At 71.0% G+C, this 17885-nt stretch carries 18 protein-coding genes, 1 pseudogene and 1 riboswitch; of the genes and pseudogenes, 9 read left to right on the forward strand and 10 right to left on the reverse strand.

Features of this window, described 5'->3' with window-relative positions:
- Nucleotides 1-139: 139 nt before the first annotated feature.
- From M2283_RS18530 to M2283_RS18540, 3 genes are all read right to left on the reverse strand, one after another.
- A complete protein-coding gene (locus M2283_RS18530) occupies nt 140-511 on the reverse strand; it encodes an Rv2175c family DNA-binding protein (protein ID WP_280877372.1) in 372 nt (123 codons plus the stop codon).
- 71 nt (nt 512-582) lie between these two features.
- Complete coding sequence (locus M2283_RS18535) at nt 583-1812, reverse strand: NAD(P)/FAD-dependent oxidoreductase (RefSeq protein WP_280877373.1); 1230 nt, start codon at nt 1810-1812, stop codon at nt 583-585.
- Between the two features lie 32 nt (nt 1813-1844).
- Complete coding sequence (locus tag M2283_RS18540; RefSeq protein ID WP_280877374.1) at nt 1845-2195, reverse strand: hypothetical protein; 351 nt, start codon at nt 2193-2195, stop codon at nt 1845-1847.
- A gap of 53 nt (nt 2196-2248) precedes the next feature.
- Nucleotides 2249-2360, forward strand: a riboswitch (TPP riboswitch).
- On the opposite strand from M2283_RS18540, the gene thiO reads away from it, so the two are divergent.
- From thiO to M2283_RS18570, 6 genes are all read left to right on the forward strand, one after another.
- Nucleotides 2358-3512, forward strand: coding sequence for a glycine oxidase ThiO (gene thiO, locus M2283_RS18545; protein ID WP_280877375.1), 1155 nt, complete (start codon nt 2358-2360; stop codon nt 3510-3512). (Overlaps the previous riboswitch by 3 nt.)
- Nucleotides 3509-3709, forward strand: a complete 201-nt coding sequence (gene thiS, locus M2283_RS18550) for a sulfur carrier protein ThiS (protein WP_280877376.1) — start codon at nt 3509-3511, stop codon at nt 3707-3709. The genes thiO and thiS overlap by 4 nt, the downstream gene beginning before the upstream one ends.
- A 3-nt stretch (nt 3710-3712) precedes the next feature.
- A complete protein-coding gene (locus M2283_RS18555; RefSeq protein ID WP_280877377.1) occupies nt 3713-4507 on the forward strand; it encodes a thiazole synthase in 795 nt (264 codons plus the stop codon).
- A gap of 118 nt (nt 4508-4625) precedes the next feature.
- Entirely contained in the window at nt 4626-6557 is a 1932-nt protein-coding gene (gene pknB / locus M2283_RS18560) for a Stk1 family PASTA domain-containing Ser/Thr kinase (RefSeq protein ID WP_280877378.1), read from the forward strand.
- 100 nt (nt 6558-6657) lie between these two features.
- Complete coding sequence (locus tag M2283_RS18565; protein WP_280877379.1) at nt 6658-7530, forward strand: deoxyribonuclease IV; 873 nt, start codon at nt 6658-6660, stop codon at nt 7528-7530.
- 86 nt (nt 7531-7616) lie between these two features.
- A complete protein-coding gene (locus M2283_RS18570) occupies nt 7617-8132 on the forward strand; it encodes a DUF4396 domain-containing protein (RefSeq protein WP_280877380.1) in 516 nt (171 codons plus the stop codon).
- Between the two features lie 38 nt (nt 8133-8170).
- Here M2283_RS18570 and M2283_RS18575 read toward each other — a convergent pair whose 3' ends face one another.
- Nucleotides 8171-8803: a sulfite oxidase-like oxidoreductase gene (locus tag M2283_RS18575; protein WP_280877381.1), complete on the reverse strand. Its 633-nt coding sequence runs from the start codon at nt 8801-8803 to the stop codon at nt 8171-8173.
- A 178-nt stretch (nt 8804-8981) separates the two neighbouring features.
- Here M2283_RS18575 and bfr point away from each other — a divergent pair, with 178 nt between their 5' ends.
- Nucleotides 8982-9458 carry a bacterioferritin gene (bfr, locus tag M2283_RS18580; protein WP_019062355.1) on the forward strand — a complete coding sequence of 159 codons (477 nt, stop codon included), beginning with the start codon at nt 8982-8984 and terminating at the stop codon, nt 9456-9458.
- 12 nt (nt 9459-9470) lie between these two features.
- Here the strand turns inward: bfr and M2283_RS18585 are convergent, their stop codons facing one another.
- Both M2283_RS18585 and M2283_RS18590 read right to left on the reverse strand, forming a co-directional pair.
- Complete coding sequence (locus M2283_RS18585; protein WP_280877382.1) at nt 9471-9734, reverse strand: (2Fe-2S)-binding protein; 264 nt, start codon at nt 9732-9734, stop codon at nt 9471-9473.
- A gap of 151 nt (nt 9735-9885) precedes the next feature.
- Nucleotides 9886-11238 carry a class II 3-deoxy-7-phosphoheptulonate synthase gene (locus M2283_RS18590; RefSeq protein WP_280877383.1) on the reverse strand — a complete coding sequence of 451 codons (1353 nt, stop codon included), beginning with the start codon at nt 11236-11238 and terminating at the stop codon, nt 9886-9888.
- 158 nt (nt 11239-11396) lie between these two features.
- Here M2283_RS18590 and M2283_RS51940 point away from each other — a divergent pair, with 158 nt between their 5' ends.
- On the forward strand, nt 11397-11453 hold the full coding sequence (locus M2283_RS51940) for a trp operon leader peptide (RefSeq protein WP_076973970.1): 57 nt from the start codon (nt 11397-11399) through the stop codon (nt 11451-11453).
- A gap of 90 nt (nt 11454-11543) precedes the next feature.
- Nucleotides 11544-13424, forward strand: coding sequence for an anthranilate synthase family protein (locus M2283_RS18595; RefSeq protein ID WP_280877384.1), 1881 nt, complete (start codon nt 11544-11546; stop codon nt 13422-13424).
- On the opposite strand, the pseudogene M2283_RS18600 reads toward M2283_RS18595, so the two are convergent.
- The 4 genes and pseudogenes from M2283_RS18600 to macS all read right to left on the reverse strand — a co-directional run bounded on the left by M2283_RS18600 (nt 13376) and on the right by macS (nt 17569).
- A pseudogene (locus M2283_RS18600) lies at nt 13376-14370 on the reverse strand (2-hydroxyacid dehydrogenase). The gene M2283_RS18595 and the pseudogene M2283_RS18600 overlap by 49 nt on opposite strands.
- A gap of 118 nt (nt 14371-14488) precedes the next feature.
- Nucleotides 14489-15517 (reverse strand): 6-phosphofructokinase, encoded by a 1029-nt coding sequence (locus M2283_RS18605; RefSeq protein WP_280877385.1) that lies wholly within the window; start codon nt 15515-15517, stop codon nt 14489-14491.
- A gap of 145 nt (nt 15518-15662) precedes the next feature.
- Nucleotides 15663-16337, reverse strand: coding sequence for a response regulator transcription factor (locus M2283_RS18610; RefSeq protein WP_280877386.1), 675 nt, complete (start codon nt 16335-16337; stop codon nt 15663-15665).
- Entirely contained in the window at nt 16334-17569 is a 1236-nt protein-coding gene (macS, locus tag M2283_RS18615; RefSeq protein ID WP_280877387.1) for a MacS family sensor histidine kinase, read from the reverse strand. Before macS ends, M2283_RS18610 begins: the two co-directional genes overlap by 4 nt.
- Nucleotides 17570-17885 lie beyond the last annotated feature (316 nt).

Here is a 17885-nt window from a genome sequence, read left to right on the forward strand (position 1 = left end):
GGCACCCGGGCCACCCCTGCCACCGGCGTACGGGCCGACCCGCACCAGTCGCGTGGCCGCGGGCCGCAAGGGACCACGGCCGTGGCGTCGTGCGTGCCCCGGCCCGTACGCCGGGCGGTTGTTCAGGCGGTGCTGCCGGTCAGACGGCGAGCGCCTGGGCGCGGCGCTTCACCTCCGTACCGCGGTTCTCGGCGAGGGCCTGTGCGGGGGTGCCGGGCAGGCTCGGGTCGGGGGTGAAGAGCCATTCCAGCATCTCTTCGTCCGTGAAGCCGTCGTCCCGCAGCAGCGTCAGGGTCCCGGTCAGGCCCTTGACGACCTTCTGCTCGACCTCGTCGATGAAGGCGGCGGGGACGTGCAGCGCGCGGTTCTCACCACGGCGTACGGCGATGACTTGGCCGTCCTTGACCAGCTGCCGCACACGCGTCACCTCGACGCCGAACTGCTCGGCGATGTCGGGGAGCGTGAGCCACGCGGGGACGAGAGCATCGATCTTTGCGTCAATCTCGGTCACGTCGACAAGCCTGCCATCCCGGACTGACAGTCGGAAGCCGGGACCGCCCTACCTGCGGTTTTCCAACGGCCTCAGACCGACGCGACCTTCAGCGGGCGCGCCGGGTCCGCGAGCAGCTCCGGGTCCATCAGGGCCCCCGCGTCGATCAGCCGCCGCCCCTGGGCCAGGTCCCTGGGCCGGCCCACCGCGAGCAGGGCGACCAGGCGGTTCTCGCGCAGCCAGCACACGGACCAGGCGGGCCCGGACGGGTCGCCGCGCCACAGCAGCGTGTCGGCGGACGGGTGGTGGCCGGCGTACTGGACGAAGCGGCCGAACTGCTCCGACCAGAAGTACGGGACGGGGTCGTAGACCTGGGGCGCTTCGCCGACGATGTTCGCGGCGACCGTGCGCGGGCCCTGGAGGGCGTTGTCCCAGTGGTGGACCAGCAGGCGCTCGCCGTACCGCCCGGAGGGGAAGGAGGCGCAGTCGCCGACCGCGTAGACGTCCGGCGTCGAGGTGCGCAGCCGGTCGTCGGCCAGGACCTCGCGGTGGGCGCCGAGCGCGATGCCGGAGTCGGCGAGCCAGCCGGTGGCGGGGCGGGCGCCGATGCCGACCACGACCGCGCCGGCGGGCAGCCGGGAGCCGTCGGACAGGACCACCTCGCCGGGTTCGACGCGCTCCACGCGTGCGTGCGTACGCAGCGTGACGCCCGCGTCGGCGTACCAGGCGGCCATCGGCGCCGCCACCTCGGCGGGCAGCGCGCCCGCGAGCGGCCGGTCGGCGGCCTCGACGACGGTCACCGCGCAGCCCGCCTCGCGCGCGGCGGTGGCGAACTCCGCGCCGATCCAGCCCGCGCCGACGACCACGATGTCGTGCTGCCGGGCGAGCACCGGGCGCAGCCGCTCGGCGTCGTCCAGGGTGCGCAGCAGATGCACGCCGGGCACGCCGTCGGTGCCGGGCAGCCGGATCGGTTCGGCGCCGGTGGCCAGGACCAGGACGTCGTACGGGACCGGCCCGGTCTCGGTGTCCAGTGCGCGGTCGGCGGGGCGGACGCCCAACACCTCGTGGCCGAGCCGCAGTTCGATGCCGAGCGCCTCGAAGTCGACGTCGAAGGCCGAGCCCTCGGCCTTGCCCAGCAGGACGGCCTTGGACAGCGGGGGCCGGTCGTAGGGCTGATGGGGTTCGGCGCCGAGGAGGGTGACACCGCCGGTGAAGCCCTGTTCCCGCAGGGCGACCGCGGTCTGCACCCCGGCCATGCCCGCGCCGACGACGACCACGCGCCGCTTCGGTGACGTGCTCTCGTCCCGCGTCTGCTCGCTCACCTGATCACCATAGACACCTGACAAATAGTCAGTCAGGAGTCGTGCTCAGTGACCTGCTCCACAACACTGGTCCCGCTGCCCGCTCCCGACTCCCATTCCCAGGTCTCCTCAAGGCGCACACTCCCGTCCGCCAGCTCCACCACCGCCGACACGCAGTGCCCCGAGGCCGTCGTCCCGTCGGCCCGCAGCTGCACGTACCGGAAGTCCAGCCGGTCACCTGACCGAGTGCCCACGAGGTGCCCGCGCACGACGTCGCCACCCGCGTACTCGGCCCAGATCTCGCCGTCCTTCTCGTGGTACGCGAACCGGGTACGAGTACCCACCTGACCTGCGGCCTGGTCGGCGACGGGGGCGAGGACGAGGCCGTCCAGCGAGCGGGCCATGGCGGAAGGCTCCCTTACAGAGGCGTAGAACCAAGGGCTAGGCTGGCCAACGTACAAGCACTCGCGGGAGTCCGGACGCACCGGGCTGAGAGGGAGGCTGGCGGCCTCCGACCGTACGAACCTGATCCGGGTCATGCCGGCGAAGGGAGGGGCTGGACGCCCATGTCGTCACGTACTTCAGACGTCCTCGTCATCGGGGGCGGAATCATCGGCCTGGTCACGGCCTGGCGGGCCGCGCAGCGCGGCTTCGCGACGGCCGTCGTGGATCCCGAACCGGGCGGCGGGGCCGCCCAGGTGGCCGCCGGCATGCTGGCCGCCGTCACGGAGCTGCACTACGGCGAGCAGACCCTGCTGGGCCTGAACCTCGCCTCGGCCCGCCGCTACCCCGGCTTCGCGGCCGAGCTGACCGACCTCACCGGCCACGACCTCGGCTATCGCCGGTGCGGCACGCTCGCCGTCGCGCTGGACGCCGACGACCGCGCCCATCTGCGCGAACTGCACGCCCTGCAGCGGCAGTCGGGCCTGGAGTCCGAGTGGCTGTCGGGGCGGGACTGCCGGCGCCTGGAGCCGATGCTCGCGCCGGGCGTGCGCGGCGGGCTGCGGGTCGACGGCGACCACCAGATCGACCCCCGGCGCCTGGCACGCGCGCTGGTGACCGCCTGCGAGCGGGCCGGCGTGGTCTTCCACCGCACCTGGACCGACCGCCTGACCGTCGTACGGGACCGGGCCACCGGGGTCACCACCACCGACGGAACCCAACTGGACGCGGACCAGATCGTGCTGGCCGCCGGCAGCCTCAGCGGCCGTCTCGCGGGCGTACCGGACGAGGTGCTGCCGCCCGTACGCCCCGTGAAGGGCCAGGTGCTGCGGCTCACCGTGCCGCAGCGGTACGCGCCCTTCCTGAGCCGTACCGTGCGCGCGATGGTCCGCGGCAGCCAGGTCTACCTGGTGCCGCGCGAGAGCGGCGAGCTGGTCGTCGGCGCCACCAGCGAGGAGCTGGGCTGGGACACCACGGTCACCGCGGGCGGGGTGTACGAGCTGCTGCGGGACGCGCACGAGCTGGTCCCCGGCATCACCGAGCTGCCGCTGACGGAGACCCGCGCGGGGCTGCGCCCCGGCTCCCCCGACAACGCCCCGCTGCTCGGCCCGACCGCGCTGGACGGGCTGCTGCTGGCCACCGGGCACTACCGCAACGGCGTGCTGCTGACCCCGGTCACCGGCGACGCCCTGGCGCACGCCCTCGCCACCGGTGAACTCCCGGACGAGGCCCGCCCCTTCACCCCGAAGCGTTTCGCGCTCCTGGAGCAGCCCGCATGAACATCTCCGTCAACGGGGAGTCCCGGGAGTTCGCCCCCGGCACGGCTCTCGACATCGTCGTACGCGCCCTCACCCCGGCCCCCTCCGGAGTGGCCGCCGCCCTGAACGAAACCGTCGTCCCGCGCGGGCAGTGGTCCTCGACCTCCCTCACCGAGGGGGACCGCGTCGAGGTCCTCACCGCCGTCCAAGGAGGCTGACCCATGGCCGACGACCCCTTCGTCATCGGCGGTACGTCCTTCACGTCCCGCCTGATCATGGGCACCGGCGGCGCGCCCAGCCTGGACGTCCTGGAGCGGGCCCTGGTGACGTCCGGAACCGAGCTGACGACAGTCGCGATGCGGCGCGTGGACCCCTCGGTGCACGGCTCGGTGCTGTCCGTCCTGGACCGGCTCGGCATCCGGGTGCTGCCCAACACGGCCGGCTGCTTCACCGCGGGCGAGGCCGTCCTCACCGCCCGCCTCGCGCGCGAGGCGCTCGGCACCGACCTGGTCAAACTTGAGGTCATCGCCGACGAACGCACCCTGCTGCCCGACCCGATCGAGCTGCTGGACGCGGCCGAGACCCTGGTCGACGACGGCTTCACGGTGCTGCCCTACACGAACGACGACCCGGTCCTCGCCCGCAAGCTGGAGGACGTCGGCTGCGCGGCCGTCATGCCGCTCGGCTCGCCCATCGGCTCCGGGCTCGGCATCCGCAACCCGCACAACTTCCAGCTGATCGTCGAGCACGCGCGTGTGCCGGTGATCCTGGACGCGGGCGCCGGCACCGCCTCGGACGCGGCGCTCGCGATGGAGCTGGGGTGCGCGGGTGTGATGCTCGCCTCTGCGGTGACGCGGGCGCAGGAGCCGCAGCTGATGGCCGAGGCGATGCGGCACGCCGTGGAGGCGGGGCGGCTGGCCCGCCTTGCGGGGCGCATTCCCCGGCGGCATTTCGCGGACGCGTCCTCGCCCGCGGAGGGGCTGGCGCGGCTCGATCCGGAGCGGCCCGCGTTCTGAACGAACGTTCGACAATGGCCGGAACTCGGTGCGACGTCCGTCACAGCTCGGCTGCAGTCACGCCCCGAAATCGCCCGAACCGAGAGGCCTGTCGGTCACGGCTCGTACACTCACCTGCGTGGATACGACCCTTCAGGACCCTCTCGTCGGGCAGGTGCTCGACGGGCGCTACCGCGTGGACGCGCGGATCGCGGTCGGCGGGATGGCCACGGTCTATCGGGCCGTGGACACCCGCCTCGACCGCGTGCTCGCGCTGAAGGTGATGCACCCCGCGCTCGCGGCCGACGTCTCGTTCGTCGACCGGTTCATCCGGGAGGCGAAGTCGGTCGCCCGGCTGGCCCACCCGAACGTGGTGCAGGTCTTCGACCAGGGCGCCCACGGGTCGTACGTCTATCTCGCCATGGAGTACGTCGCCGGCTGCACCCTGCGCGACGTGCTGCGCGAGCGCGGGGCACTGCAGCCGCGCGCCGCCCTGGACATCCTGGAGCCGGTGCTCGCCGCGCTCGGCGCCGCGCACCGCGCGGGGTTCGTGCACCGCGACATGAAGCCGGAGAACGTGCTCATAGGGGACGACGGCCGGGTCAAGGTCGCCGACTTCGGCCTGGTCCGCTCCGTCGACACGGTCACCAACACCACCGGGACCGTCCTGGGCACCGTCTCCTACCTCGCGCCGGAGCAGATCGAGCACGGCACCGCCGACCCCCGGGTCGACGTGTACGCGTGCGGTGTCGTCCTGTACGAGATGCTGACCGGCGAGCGCCCGCACTACGGCGACTCCCCCGCCACCGTCCTCTACAAGCACATCCACGAGGACGTCCCGCCGCCCTCGGCCGCCGTGCCGGGCCTGGCCTACGAGCTGGACGAGCTGGTCGCCTCGGCCACCGCCCGCACCCCCGACCTGCGCCCCTACGACGCGGTGGCGCTGCTCGCGCACGCCCGCGAGACGCGCGCCTCCCTCCGCCCCGACCAGCTCGACGCGGTCCCGCCGCAGGCGCTCACGTCGGACCGGGACATCGCCGAGGACCGTACGAGTGTCATCCCGCGCTCGCTGACCGTGCCGCGCCCGCTGCCGGTCAACGAGGACGAGGGGCAACGGGGGCTGCACCGCACCAGCGTCCTGGCGTCTCCCCCACCCCTGCCGCCCCGGCGTCGCGCGGGCGGTGCCCGGCGGCGCGGGCCACTCGCGATCGTCGTCGCGATCCTGCTCGTCCTCGGCGTCGGCGCGGGCGTCTGGTACATCAACTCCGGCCAGTTCACCAAGGTCCCGGCGGTGCTGGCCAAGACGCAGGCCCAGGCGAGCAAGAAGTTGGGCGACGCGGGCCTGGACCTCGGGACGGTCAAGCACGCCTACAGCGACACCGTGAAGCGGGGCACGGTCATCAGCACGGACCCCGTGCCCGGCACCCGGATCCGTGACAACGCCTCGGTGTCCCTGACCGTCTCCGACGGCCCGGAGATCGTGCCGGTACCCGCGCTGAAGGGCTACGCCCTCGCGAAGGCGAAGGCCCTGCTGAAGACGGACGGCCTAGAACCGGGCATGGTCACCCGGGAGTTCGACGACGACGTCCCCAAGGGCTTCGTGATCTCCACGGACCCGGCGGAGGGCACCAAGCGGCACGCCGGCTCGGCGATCGCGCTGACCGTCAGCAAGGGCAGCGCGGTCGACGTCCCGGACGTCACCGGCGAGGACCTGGACGACGCGAAGGCCGACCTGGAGGACGCGGGTCTGAAGGTCAAGGTCGCCGCCGAGCAGGTCAACTCCGAGTACGACAAGGGCCAGGTCGCCGCGCAGACCCCGGAGGCCGACAGCCAGGTCGGCGAGGGCGACACGGTGACGCTGACCGTGTCCAAGGGTCCGGAGCAGGTCGAGGTCCCGGACGTCACCGGCGACAGCGTCGACGACGCGAAGCAGGCTCTTGAGGACGCCGGCTTCGAGGTCGACGAGGACCGCGGTCTGCTGGGCCTGTTCGGCGACACCGTCAAGAGCCAGTCCGTGGAGGGCGGGGAGACGGCGCCCAAGGGGTCGACGATCACCATCGAGATCCGCTGATCGTCGCGGGCGGCCCGGGTCGGGTTCTGGTGATCATCACCGGACGCCCGGCTCACGATCCGGTGCCGGAACGGGTCGTACCGCATGACACCCTGGACGGGTGAAGAGCCAGTTCCCCTCCCGCAACCCCGTCGGCGGTCACGTGCCCGTGGCCGGCGGTCTGAACTCCGTAGGGCTGTCCTACGCCCGTGAGCTGCGGGCCGAGACCGTGCAGGTCTTCGTCGCCAACCCGCGCGGCTGGGCCACGCCGGACGGCAACCCGCGCCAGGACGAGGAGTTCCGGGCGGCCTGCGAGGCCGAGTCGATCCCGGCGTACGTCCATGCCCCGTATCTGATCAACTTCGGCTCGCACACCGAGGCCACCGTCGAGAAGTCGGTGGAGTCGCTGCGGCACTCGTTGCGGCGCGCGCGGGAGATCGGGGCGCTCGGCGTGGTCGTGCACACGGGCAGCGCGACCGGCGGCCGGGAGCGGTCCGTGGCCCTGCGGCAGGTGCGCGAGCACATGCTGCCGCTGCTCGACGAACTCACCCACGACGACGACCCGTTCCTGTTGCTGGAGTCGACGGCCGGGCAGGGTTTCTCACTGTGTTCGCGGACCTGGGACTTCGGGCCGTACTTCGAGGCGCTGGACGCCCATCCGAAGCTGGGCGTCTGCCTGGACACCTGCCACATCTTCGCGGCCGGGCACGACCTGACCGGCCCCAGCGGCATGCACCAGACCCTCGACCTGCTGGTGGACACCGTCGGCGAGGGCCGACTGAAGCTCATCCACGCCAACGACTCCAAGGACGTCGTGGGCGCGCACAAGGACCGGCACGAGAACATCGGCTCCGGTCACATCGGCGAGGACCCGTTCCGGGCGCTGATGACCCACCCCGCGACCGAGGGCGTCCCGCTGGTCATCGAGACACCCGGCGGCAAGGAGGGGCACGCGGCGGACGTGGAGCGGCTGAAGAAACTCCGGGACGCATGACCCGGCACAACCTGTTGGGGAATACCCCCTGGGGGTATACGGTTCCTGCGTGAGGCAGGAACCGCTACCTGACGTTGGGGGCACTCATGGAGCACGAGGCACACGCGCACCACGACCAGCACGAGCACCAGGGCTCAACCGAGCATCAGCACCAGCACGCCGGTGCGACCAGCTGGCAGACCGCTGTCCAGGCCACCCTCCACTGCCTGACCGGCTGTGCCATCGGTGAGGTGCTCGGCATGATGATCGGGACCGCGCTGGGCTGGGGCAATGCCCCGACGACGGTTCTCGCGATCGTCCTGGCGTTCTTCTTCGGCTACTCGCTCACCCTGCGCGGGGTGCTGAAGGCCGGCCTCGGCTTCCGTGCCGCGTTCCGGGTGGCGCTGGCCGCGGACACCCTGTCGATCGCGGTGATGGAGCTGATCGACAACGGCGTGATCGTGCTGTGGCCCGACGCGATGGACGCGGAGCTGGCCGACGCGCTGTTCTGGATCTCGCTGGCGCTGTCCCTGGTGATCGCCTTCGTGATCACCGTGCCGGTCAACAAGTGGATGATCGGCCGGGGCAAGGGCCATGCGGTGGTGCACCAGTACCATCACTGACGACCGGGAGGACGCCGGGAGTCAGTGCTCGCCGGGAGTCAGACTTCGGGGCCGTCCCCGAGTTCTTCCTGGTAGGAGTAGCGCTGCTCCCGCCACGGGTCGCCGATGTTGTGGTAGCCGCGCTCCTCCCAGAAGCCCCGGCGGTCGGCGGTCATGTACTCCACGCCGCGGACCCATTTGGGCCCCTTCCACGCGTACAGATGGGGGACGACCAGGCGCAGCGGGAAGCCGTGCTCCGCGGTCAGCAGCTCGCCGTCCTTGTGGGTGGCGAAGATCGCGCCCTCGGAGGCGAAGTCCGCGAGGCGGAGGTTGGAGCTGAAGCCGTACTCCGCCCAGACCATCACATGGGTGACCGTCGGCGCGGGCGGGGCGATCTCCAGGATCGCCCGGGCGGGAATGCCGCCCCACTCGGCGCCGAGCATGCTGAACTTCGTGACGCAGTGCAGGTCGCCCACGACGGTGTCGTACGGCAGGGCCGTGAACTCCTCGTGGTTCCAGCAGTGTTTCTCGCTGTCCGCGGTGGCGCCGAAGACCCGGAACTCCCAGCGCTCGGGCCGGAACTTGGGGACCGGGCCGTAGTGGGTGACCGGCCAGCCGCGTTGCAGTCGCTGTCCCGGCGGGAGCTCGGAGTGGGCCGCTTCACCACTTCCCCGCTGCACCGACTGACCCATGCCTCCATCCTGACAGACCGGAGGCGGTGCATCGGACCAACATCAACTCAATACACCCGAAATTGGACTAAGCATGCCCTTACTTACTAAGTGAAGACTTACTGGACGATCTTCCGTTCCCGGTGCAAGGATGCGGCGCAACCCGCCAGTTCCCCTTGTTTTGGAAGGAGCCTCTGCGATGCAGGGCGACCCCGAGGTCCTCGAGTTCCTGAACGAGCAGCTCACCGGTGAGCTGACCGCGATCAACCAGTACTGGCTGCACTACCGCATTCAGGACAACAACGGCTGGACCAAGCTCGCCAAGTACACGCGTGAAGAGTCCATCGATGAGATGAAGCACGCGGACAAGATCACCGAGCGCATCCTGATGCTCGACGGTCTGCCGAACTACCAGCGGCTGTTCCACGTCCGGGTCGGCCAGACGGTCACCGAGATGTTCCAGGCGGACCGGCAGGTGGAGGTCGAGGCGATCGACCGCCTCAAGCGCGGGATCGAGGTGATGCGCACGAAGGGCGACATCACGTCCGCGAACATCTTCGAGGACATCCTCGAGGACGAGGAGCACCACATCGACTACCTCGACACCCAGCTCCAGCTGATCGAGCAGCTCGGTGAGGCGCTCTACATCGCGCAGCAGATCGAGCAGCCGAGCTAGTCGAGAGCCGAGCTACGCGGCTTCCTCCAGCGCGGATTCCCCGAGCGCGGGTTCGTCAATACTGGAGAGCACCGACGCGCCCTGGTCGACCAGCTCGCCGCGGGGGCAGGCGCCCCGGCCGAGCAGTGCCTGGATCCGGCGTACACACGAGCCGCAGTCCGTGCCCGCCTTGCAGGCGGACGCTATCTGGCGGGGGCTGCAGGCGCCGCCCTCCACGTGCTTCTTGACCTGCTGCTCGGTGATCCCGAAGCAACTGCAGACGAACACGCGGCTCACCTCCCGCCGGGATTGAAAAGGTCGCGCCGTCCCGACTAATCGGTGAGGCTAACCTAACCTTACCCGGCGCCCAGGAGCCTTAAAAGTGCGGTGGGGCGTGGATCGTATGTGATCCACGCCCCACTTCACGCTCCTGTAACAGGCACCCCCGTCACTGGTCCCTGTACATCTCCGCGACCAGGAAGGCCAGGTCGAGCGACTGGCTGCGGTTGAGCCGGGGATCGCAGGCCGTCTCGTAGCGCTGGTGCAGGTCGTCGACGAAGATCTCGTCGCCGCCGCCCACGCACTCGGTGACGTCGTCACCGGTGAGCTCGACGTGGATGCCGCCCGGGTGGGTGCCGAGGCTCTTGTGGACCTCGAAGAAGCCCTTCACCTCGTCCAGCACGTCGTCGAAGCGGCGGGTCTTGTGACCGGAGGCCGCCTCGTAGGTGTTGCCGTGCATCGGGTCGGTGATCCAGGCCACCACCGCGCCGGACGCCGTGACCTTCTCGACCAGCTCGGGGAGCCGGTCGCGGACCTTGTCGGCGCCCATGCGGACGATGAAGGTCAGCCGGCCGGGCTCGCGGTCGGGGTCGAGGCGCTCGATGTACTGCAGCGCGTCCTCGGTCGTCGTCGTCGGGCCCAGCTTGATGCCGATCGGGTTGCGGATCCGCGAGGCGAACTCGATGTGCGCGCCGTCCAGCTGACGGGTGCGCTCACCGACCCACACCATGTGCCCGGAGACGTCGTACAGCTGCCCGGTGCGGGAGTCGACCCGGGTCAGGGCGGACTCGTAGTCGAGCAGCAGCGCCTCGTGCGAGGAGTAGAACTCGACGGTCTTGAACTCCTCCGGGTCCGTGCCGCAGGCCCGCATGAAGTTCAGCGCGCTGTCGATCTCGCGCGCGAGCTGCTCGTAGCGCTGGCCGGACGGGGAGGACTTCACGAAGTCCTGGTTCCAGGCGTGCACCTGGCGCAGGTCGGCGTAGCCGCCGGTGGTGAACGCGCGGACCAGGTTGAGCGTCGACGCGGAGGCGTTGTACATCCGCTTCAGGCGCTCGGGGTCCGGGATGCGGGACTTCTCGTCGAAGGCGAAGCCGTTGACCGAGTCGCCGCGGTACGTCGGCAGCGTCACACCGTTACGGGTCTCGGTGCCCTTGGAGCGCGGCTTGGAGTACTGGCCGGCGATGCGGCCGACCTTGACCACCGGCACCGAGGCGGCGTACGTCAGCACGGCGCCCATCTGGAGCAGGGTCTTGAGCTTGTTGCGGATGTGGTCGGCGGACACCGCGTCGAAGGCCTCGGCGCAGTCGCCGCCCTGGAGGAGGAACGCCTCTCCCTTGGCGACGGCAGCCAACCGGGCGCGCAGCTGATCGCACTCGCCCGCGAAGACGAGCGGCGGATACGACTCGAGGTCCGCGATCACTGCGCGCAGAGCCTCGGTGTCGGGGTACTCGGGCTGCTGCGCCGCGGGCAGATCTCGCCAGGTGTTGCCAGCGCTGGCGCTGGTCTTAGCGTTCACGGTCACCCCGCAAACATTACGCGGTCGTGTCGTGCGGACATTCCTCTGCTCATCAATTGAGACGTATTCGGCTCGTCCGTCACATCACCCCGCGAACCGCGCCCGGAGCCTGGGACGCCCCATGTGTCCCCCTTCACACGGTGAACCGGTGTATGGTTCCGCGCATGTTCGCGCACTCGATCCAGAACTGGTGGTGGACCGCTCATCCGGCGGCCCACTGACTGCGCGTACGCAAGACTTCGCGAAGGCCGCCCGAGGGCGGCCTTCGGCGTTTCCGGGGTCGTTCCTCACCGACAGATGGCAGAGGAACCATGGACCTGACACAGCTGCTGCACGACGACCGTCCGTTCGCCGTGCTGCGCCGCCGCACGCCGGGCCACGACGAGAACACCGTGGAGGTGTTCCTCGGCCCGATCACCACCTACGACCGCCTCGCAGACCTCCCCGACGAGGGCCTCGCGCTCGTGCCCTTCCGCCAGATCCGAGAACGCGGCTTCGACGTCCGCGACGACGGCACCCCGTTGGCCTTCCTCACCCCGGAGGAGTCCTACGAGATCCCGCTGGCCGACGCCCTGGCCCAACTCCCCGCGCACGACGTCCGCGTGGAGGACGGCGGCTTCGACGTGGCCGACGAGGCGTACGCCGAGATCGTCGGGCGCGTGCTGCACGAGGAGATCGGCAGCGGTGAGGGCGCGAACTTCGTGATCCGGCGGACGTACGAGGGCGCGATCCCGGGGTTCGGCCGGGCCGACGCGCTCGCGCTGTTCAGGCGGCTGCTGGAGGGCGAGCGGGGCGCGTACTGGACGTTCGTCGTGCACACCGGGGACCGCACGCTGGTCGGCGCGAGCCCCGAGGTGCACGTGCGGATGTCCGGCGGCACGGTCGTGATGAACCCGATCAGCGGGACGTACCGCTATCCCGCCGAAGGCCCCACCCCCGAGCACCTGCTCGACTTCCTCGCCGACGGCAAGGAGATCGAGGAGCTGTCGATGGTCGTCGACGAGGAGCTCAAGATGATGTGCACCGTCGGCGACATGGGCGGGGTCGTGATCGGCCCGCGGCTGAAGGAGATGGCCCATCTCGCGCACACGGAGTACGAGTTGCGCGGGAAGTCCTCGCTGGACGCGCGCGAGGTGCTCAAGGAGACCATGTTCGCCGCGACCGTCACCGGGTCGCCGGTGCAGAACGCCTGCCGGGTCATCGAGCGGCACGAAGTAGGCGGGCGCCGCTACTACGCGGGCGCGCTGGCCCTGCTCGGCAGGGACTCCGGCGGGGCCCAGACCCTCGACTCCCCCATCCTCATCCGCACCGCCGACATCTCCGCCGACGGCCGGCTGCGTGTGCCGGTCGGCGCGACCCTGGTGCGCGGCTCGGACCCGGCGAGCGAGGTCGCGGAGACCCACGCGAAGGCGGCGGGCGTGCTGGCGGCTCTCGGCGTACGTCCGTCACGGCCGCGCGAGGAGCACGCGCGCGTGAGTCTCGCCGACGACCCACGCGTGCGTGCCGCGCTCGACGGGCGCCGGGCCTCCCTGGCCCCCTTCTGGCTGCGGATGCAGGAGCGGACGGACGCCCTGGAGGGCCACGCCCTGGTCGTCGACGGCGAGGACACCTTCACGGCGATGCTCGCGCACGTGCTGCGCTCCGGCGGGCTCGACGTCACCGTCCGGCGGTACGACGAGCCGGGACTTCGGGAGGCGGTGCTCGCGCACGAGGGTCCGGTCGTCCTCGGCCCCGGTCCAGGCGACCCCTCCGACACGGCCGACCCCAAGATGCGCTTCCTGCGGGACCTGACCGCGCGGGTCGTCCGGGACCACCGGCACGGTGTGCTCGGCGTCTGCCTCGGGCACGAGCTGATCGCGGCCGAGCTGGGCCTGGAGACCGTACGCAAGGAAGTCCCGTACCAGGGCGCGCAGACGGCGATCGACCTGTTCGGCCGAACCGAGACCGTCGGCTTCTACAACAGCTTCGTGGCGCGCTGCGACGACGAGGAGCTCACCGAACTCGCCGCGCACGGGGTCGAGGTGAGCCGGGCCGCCAACGGTGAGGTGCATGCCCTGCGCGGGCCTGGATTCGCGGGCGTGCAGTTCCACCCGGAGTCCGTGCTGACGCTGAACGGCGCCGCGGTGGTGCGGGAGTTGATCGGTCAGCTGCGCGGCACGAGGACGTTCTCGGAGCGGCGGCCGGCCTTGTAGTCGAGGACGTTGCGCACGGTGGCCTCGATGATCTGGCCGACGGCGTCCTCGGTGTAGTACGCCTGGTGGGAGGTGACCAGGACGTTCGGGAAGGTGACCAGGCGGGCCAGGGTGTCGTCGTCGACGGCCTCCAGGGACCGGTCGAGGAAGAACAGGCCCGCCTCCGCCTCGTAGACGTCCAGTCCCACGCCCGTGAAGCGGCCCTCGCGCAGTTCGGCGACGAGGGCCGCGGTGTCGACGAGGCCGCCGCGGCTGGAGTTGATCAGGATCGCGTCGTCCTTCATCGCCTTCAGGGCGGCTGCGTCATGAGCCGCTGGGTCTGCGGCAGCAGCGGGACGTGCAGGGTGACCAGGTCGGACTCGGCCAGCAGTCGCTCCTTGGGGACGTACTTCATGCCGAGCCGCACGCACTCCGGGTTCTCGGCGACGTCCCAGCCGAGCAGGTCCATGCCGAAGCCGTGGGCGATCCGGGCGAACGCCTCGCCGATCTTGCCGGTGCCGAGCACGCCGGCGGTGCGGCCGTGCATGTCCCGGCCCATCAGCCCGTCCAGCCGGAAATCGAAGTCACGCGTGCGCGTGGAGGCGCGGACGATACGGCGGTTGACGGCCATGGCGAGGGTCCAGGCGAACTCGGCGACCGAGAACGGGGAGTAGTACGAGACCCGGGCGACCGTCATGCCGAGCCGCTCGGCGACCTTGAGGTCGATGTTGTTGAACCCGGTGGACCGCTGGGCGATCATCCGGGTGCCGCCGGCCGCGAGGGTCTCCAGGACGCGGGGGTTCAGATCGGCGTTGACGCTGGTGGAGATCGCCTCGTAGCCGGCCGCGATGGGGGCGGTGTCCTCGTTCAGGAAGACGTCGAGGCAGCGGACCTCGTGTCGGCCGTGGAAGGCCCGCTCGATGAGGGGCCTCTCGTCGGCCTGGACACCGAAGGCAAGGATCTCCACGACCGCTCCCGCTCTGGTGGGTTATGGGCAGAACATTCCGAATATACGACCCATAACCCACCCGTGCCGGTCCGGGGATCAGCCTCCGGGATCACCCGAGGAGGACCGACCGAAGAGGTCAGCCGAAGAAGACCCCCACCTCCTCGTACAGCGCCGGGTCCACCGTCTTCAGCTGAGCGGTGGCCTCCGCGATCGGGACGCGGACGATGTCCGTGCCGCGCAGGGCGACCATCTTGCCGAAGTCGCCGTCGTGGACGGCGTCGATGGCGTGCAGGCCGAAGCGGGTGGCGAGCCAGCGGTCGAAGGCGCTGGGCGTGCCGCCGCGCTGGATGTGCCCGAGGACGGTGGTGCGGGCCTCGTGGCCGGTGCGCTTCTCGATCTCCTTGGCCAGCCACTCGCCGACCCCGGAGAGCCGGACGTGCCCGAAGGAGTCCAGCGTCCCGTCCTTGAGCACCAGGTCGCCGTCCTTGGGCATCGCGCCCTCGGCGACGACCACGATCGGGGCGTACGTGGCCTGGAAACGGGAGGTGATCCAGGCGCACACCTGCTCGACGTCGAAGCGCTGCTCGGGGATGAGGATGACGTTGGCGCCGCCGGCCAGGCCGGAGTGGATCGCTATCCAGCCCGCGTGGCGGCCCATCACCTCGCAGACCAGGACCCGCATATGGGACTCGGCGGTGGTGTGCAGGCGGTCGATGGCCTCCGTGGCGATGCCGACCGCGGTGTCGAAGCCGAAGGTGTAGTCGGTGGCGGAGAGGTCGTTGTCGATGGTCTTGGGGACGCCCACACAGGGCACGCCGTGCTCGTCGGACAGTCGCGCGGCGACGCCGAGGGTGTCCTCGCCGCCGATCACGATGAGTGCCTCGACCTCCTGCTCGGCCAGGTTCTCCTTGACCCGGCGGATGCCGTCCTCCTGCTTCAGCGGGTTGGTGCGGGAGGAGCCGAGGATGGTGCCGCCGCGGGGCAGGATGCCGCGCACCGCGGGGATGTCCAGACGCACGCTGTCGTTCTCCAGTGGACCGCGCCAGCCGTCCCGGAAGCCGACGAATTCGTAGCCGTACTCCTGCACGCCCTTGCGGACGATGGCCCGGATGACGGCGTTGAGCCCGGGGCAGTCGCCGCCTCCGGTCAGTACTCCGACGCGCATGGAAGATTCCCTTCGCCGCAGTTTCCTGTGACAGCCACGCTAATGGTGATCCAGGTCACAGCGGGATGGGTGGGAAGGTCAATTCCGGTGAAGCGTCAGGCTGTTCGATTGCTTCCCGGCACGCTCGCGCGCCGCTACTCGTCCGCTACTCGTCGTCCAGGCCGCGTTCTATGGCGTACCGGACCAGCTCGACGCGGTTGTGCAGCTGGAGTTTGCCGAGGGTGTTCTGGACGTGGTTCTGGACCGTGCGGTGGGAGATGACCAGGCGTTCCGCGATCTGCTTGTAGCTCAGACCCTTGGCGACCAGGCGCAGCACCTCGGTCTCCCGGTCGGTCAGCTGCGGGGCCTTGGGCTCGTCGCTGCCCGCGGCCGGCGCCGGGTCGGAGGCGAGGCGGCGGTACTCGCCGAGGACCAGTCCGGCCAGGCCCGGCGTGAACACCGGGTCGCCGACGGCCGTGCGGCGCACCGCGTCCAGCAGTTCCTCGGTCGACGCCGACTTGAGGAGGTAGCCGGTCGCGCCCGACTTCACGGCCTCCAGGACGTCGGCGTGCTCGCCGCTCGCGGACAGGACCAGGACGCGCAGGGCGGGGTTGTGGCCGACGAGTTCCTTGCAGACCTGGACGCCGGGCTTGAGCGGCAGGTTGAGGTCGAGGACCAGGACGTCGGGGCCGACGGCCTTGGCACGGCGTACGGCCTGATCGCCGTCGCCCGCGGTGGCGACCACCTCGAAGCCGGACGCGTCCAGGTCGCGGGCGACGGCGTCGCGCCACATCGGGTGGTCGTCGACCACCATGACCCTGATCGGGCCCTGCTCACTCATCGCCGCTCCGCCTTCCCGTCCTTCTCGCGATCCGTCTTCCGGTCCTTGGGCACCTTCAGCTCGACCTCCGTGCCCTGGCCGGGCACCGAGATCAGTTCGGCGCTGCCGCCGAGTTCGCGCAGCCGGCCCCGGATCGACAGGGCGACCCCCAGCCGGCCCTCGCCCTCGGCCTGGGCGAGCCGTCCGTCGGGGATGCCGGGTCCGTCGTCCCGTACGGTCACCACGACCTCGTCGGGCTCGTCCTCGACCAGGATCCACGCGCGCGCGTCCTCGCCGGCGTGCCGGTGGACGTTGTCCAGGGCGGCCCCGACGGCCGCGGCCAGCTCACGTGCGGCCGGTGCGGGCAGCGGCACCGGGGCGCCGGGCTCGGCGAAGCTGACCTTGGCGGCGGCGTAGGGGGCGAGCAGGGTACGCAGGTCGACGGGACCGTCGTCCTCCTCGGGCGTCTCGACGGCCCGTACGAGCGCCCCCTGGGCCGCGTCCTCCGAAGCACGCGATACGGGCACCAGGCCGCCGGAGACCAGCATGCGCAGCGCGACCTCCTGCTCGCCGGCCATCCGGCCCAGCTCGGCCGCCTCGCCGCCCAGGATCACACTGCGCCGCTGCACCATGGCCAGCACCTGGAGCACGCCGTCGTGGATGTCCCGGGCGAGCCGCTCGCGTTCGCGGGTGGCGGCCTCGATCTCCAGGGCGCGGGCGAGGGTGCGCTCGGAGGCACGGGCGACCTCGACGACGTAGCCGATGGCGATGGAGGCGACCCAGACGAGGATCACGTTGTGGACGGTGTCGCGGGCCGGGGAGCCGCGCTCGATCAGGTTGGCGGCGGCGACCGGCGTCGAGGCGAAGGCGGCCCAGCGCCAGCCGCCCTTGATGGCGAACGCGAGGACCGAGCCGGCGGTCCATATCGACGGCAGGGTGGGGCCGCCGCTGTGGATGTGCTGGTCGTCGGCGACCAGCGGGGTGAGCAGGATGCCGATGAGCGCGATGGTGAGGTCTACGGCGAGGAAGCGCTTGGTGCAGGCGACCGCGTTCTGGACGCGGGGCAGGGTGGCGAGGGTCCAGACGAACAGGACGGCGAAGTAGGCGATGGCGATCGCGGGCCGGTCGTACTCGTCGTAGGCGGTGGCGAACAGGCCGACCGCGTACAGCATCGTGAGCACCCGGTAGGCGGTCAGCGCACGCCACAGCGGCTGCTCGACCGACATCCTCATCACTTGCTCGCGCTTGGCCATGCCCCGTCCCCCTCCACGCGCTCCAACACGCCCTTGCGCGGTCGTTCGCGCGCCCCCAGCCTGCCGTGTCCCGGCGGCTAGGACCCGGACTTCTGCCGATCGGCTTCCGCCGAGTCTGCCGCCGGTGTGTCCGCGGACGGCTTGTGTGCCGCCGGTGTGTCCGTCGGCAGCTCGCGCGTGGCCGCTGCCGCTGTGTCTGCTGCCGGCCCGCCCGCTACGGCTGTGTCCGCACGCGCCGTGCCCGCTGCCGCATCATCAACTGCCGGCTCGCCCGCTTGCGCCGTATCCGCTGCGGACTTGCCCGCCTCGGCCTCGT

The sequence above is a fragment of the Streptomyces pseudovenezuelae genome, from assembly GCF_029892565.1.
Lineage (GTDB): Bacteria > Actinomycetota > Actinomycetes > Streptomycetales > Streptomycetaceae > Streptomyces > Streptomyces pseudovenezuelae_A.

What these genes read in the sequence shown, in the direction of transcription:
- M2283_RS18595 (WP_280877384.1), top strand. Translation starts at nt 11,544, where the DNA reads ATGGACCTGACACAGCTGCTGCACGACGACCGTCCGTTCGCCGTGCTG.
- thiS (WP_280877376.1), top strand. Translation starts at nt 3,509, where the DNA reads ATGAACATCTCCGTCAACGGGGAGTCCCGGGAGTTCGCCCCCGGCACG.
- thiO (WP_280877375.1), top strand. Translation starts at nt 2,358, where the DNA reads ATGTCGTCACGTACTTCAGACGTCCTCGTCATCGGGGGCGGAATCATC.
- M2283_RS18540 (WP_280877374.1), bottom strand. Translation starts at nt 2,195, where the DNA reads ATGGCCCGCTCGCTGGACGGCCTCGTCCTCGCCCCCGTCGCCGACCAG.
- macS (WP_280877387.1), bottom strand. Translation starts at nt 17,569, where the DNA reads ATGGCCAAGCGCGAGCAAGTGATGAGGATGTCGGTCGAGCAGCCGCTG.
- M2283_RS18575 (WP_280877381.1), bottom strand. Translation starts at nt 8,803, where the DNA reads ATGGGTCAGTCGGTGCAGCGGGGAAGTGGTGAAGCGGCCCACTCCGAG.
- bfr (WP_019062355.1), top strand. Translation starts at nt 8,982, where the DNA reads ATGCAGGGCGACCCCGAGGTCCTCGAGTTCCTGAACGAGCAGCTCACC.
- M2283_RS18610 (WP_280877386.1), bottom strand. Translation starts at nt 16,337, where the DNA reads ATGAGTGAGCAGGGCCCGATCAGGGTCATGGTGGTCGACGACCACCCG.
- M2283_RS18605 (WP_280877385.1), bottom strand. Translation starts at nt 15,517, where the DNA reads ATGCGCGTCGGAGTACTGACCGGAGGCGGCGACTGCCCCGGGCTCAAC.
- M2283_RS18570 (WP_280877380.1), top strand. Translation starts at nt 7,617, where the DNA reads ATGGAGCACGAGGCACACGCGCACCACGACCAGCACGAGCACCAGGGC.
- M2283_RS18555 (WP_280877377.1), top strand. Translation starts at nt 3,713, where the DNA reads ATGGCCGACGACCCCTTCGTCATCGGCGGTACGTCCTTCACGTCCCGC.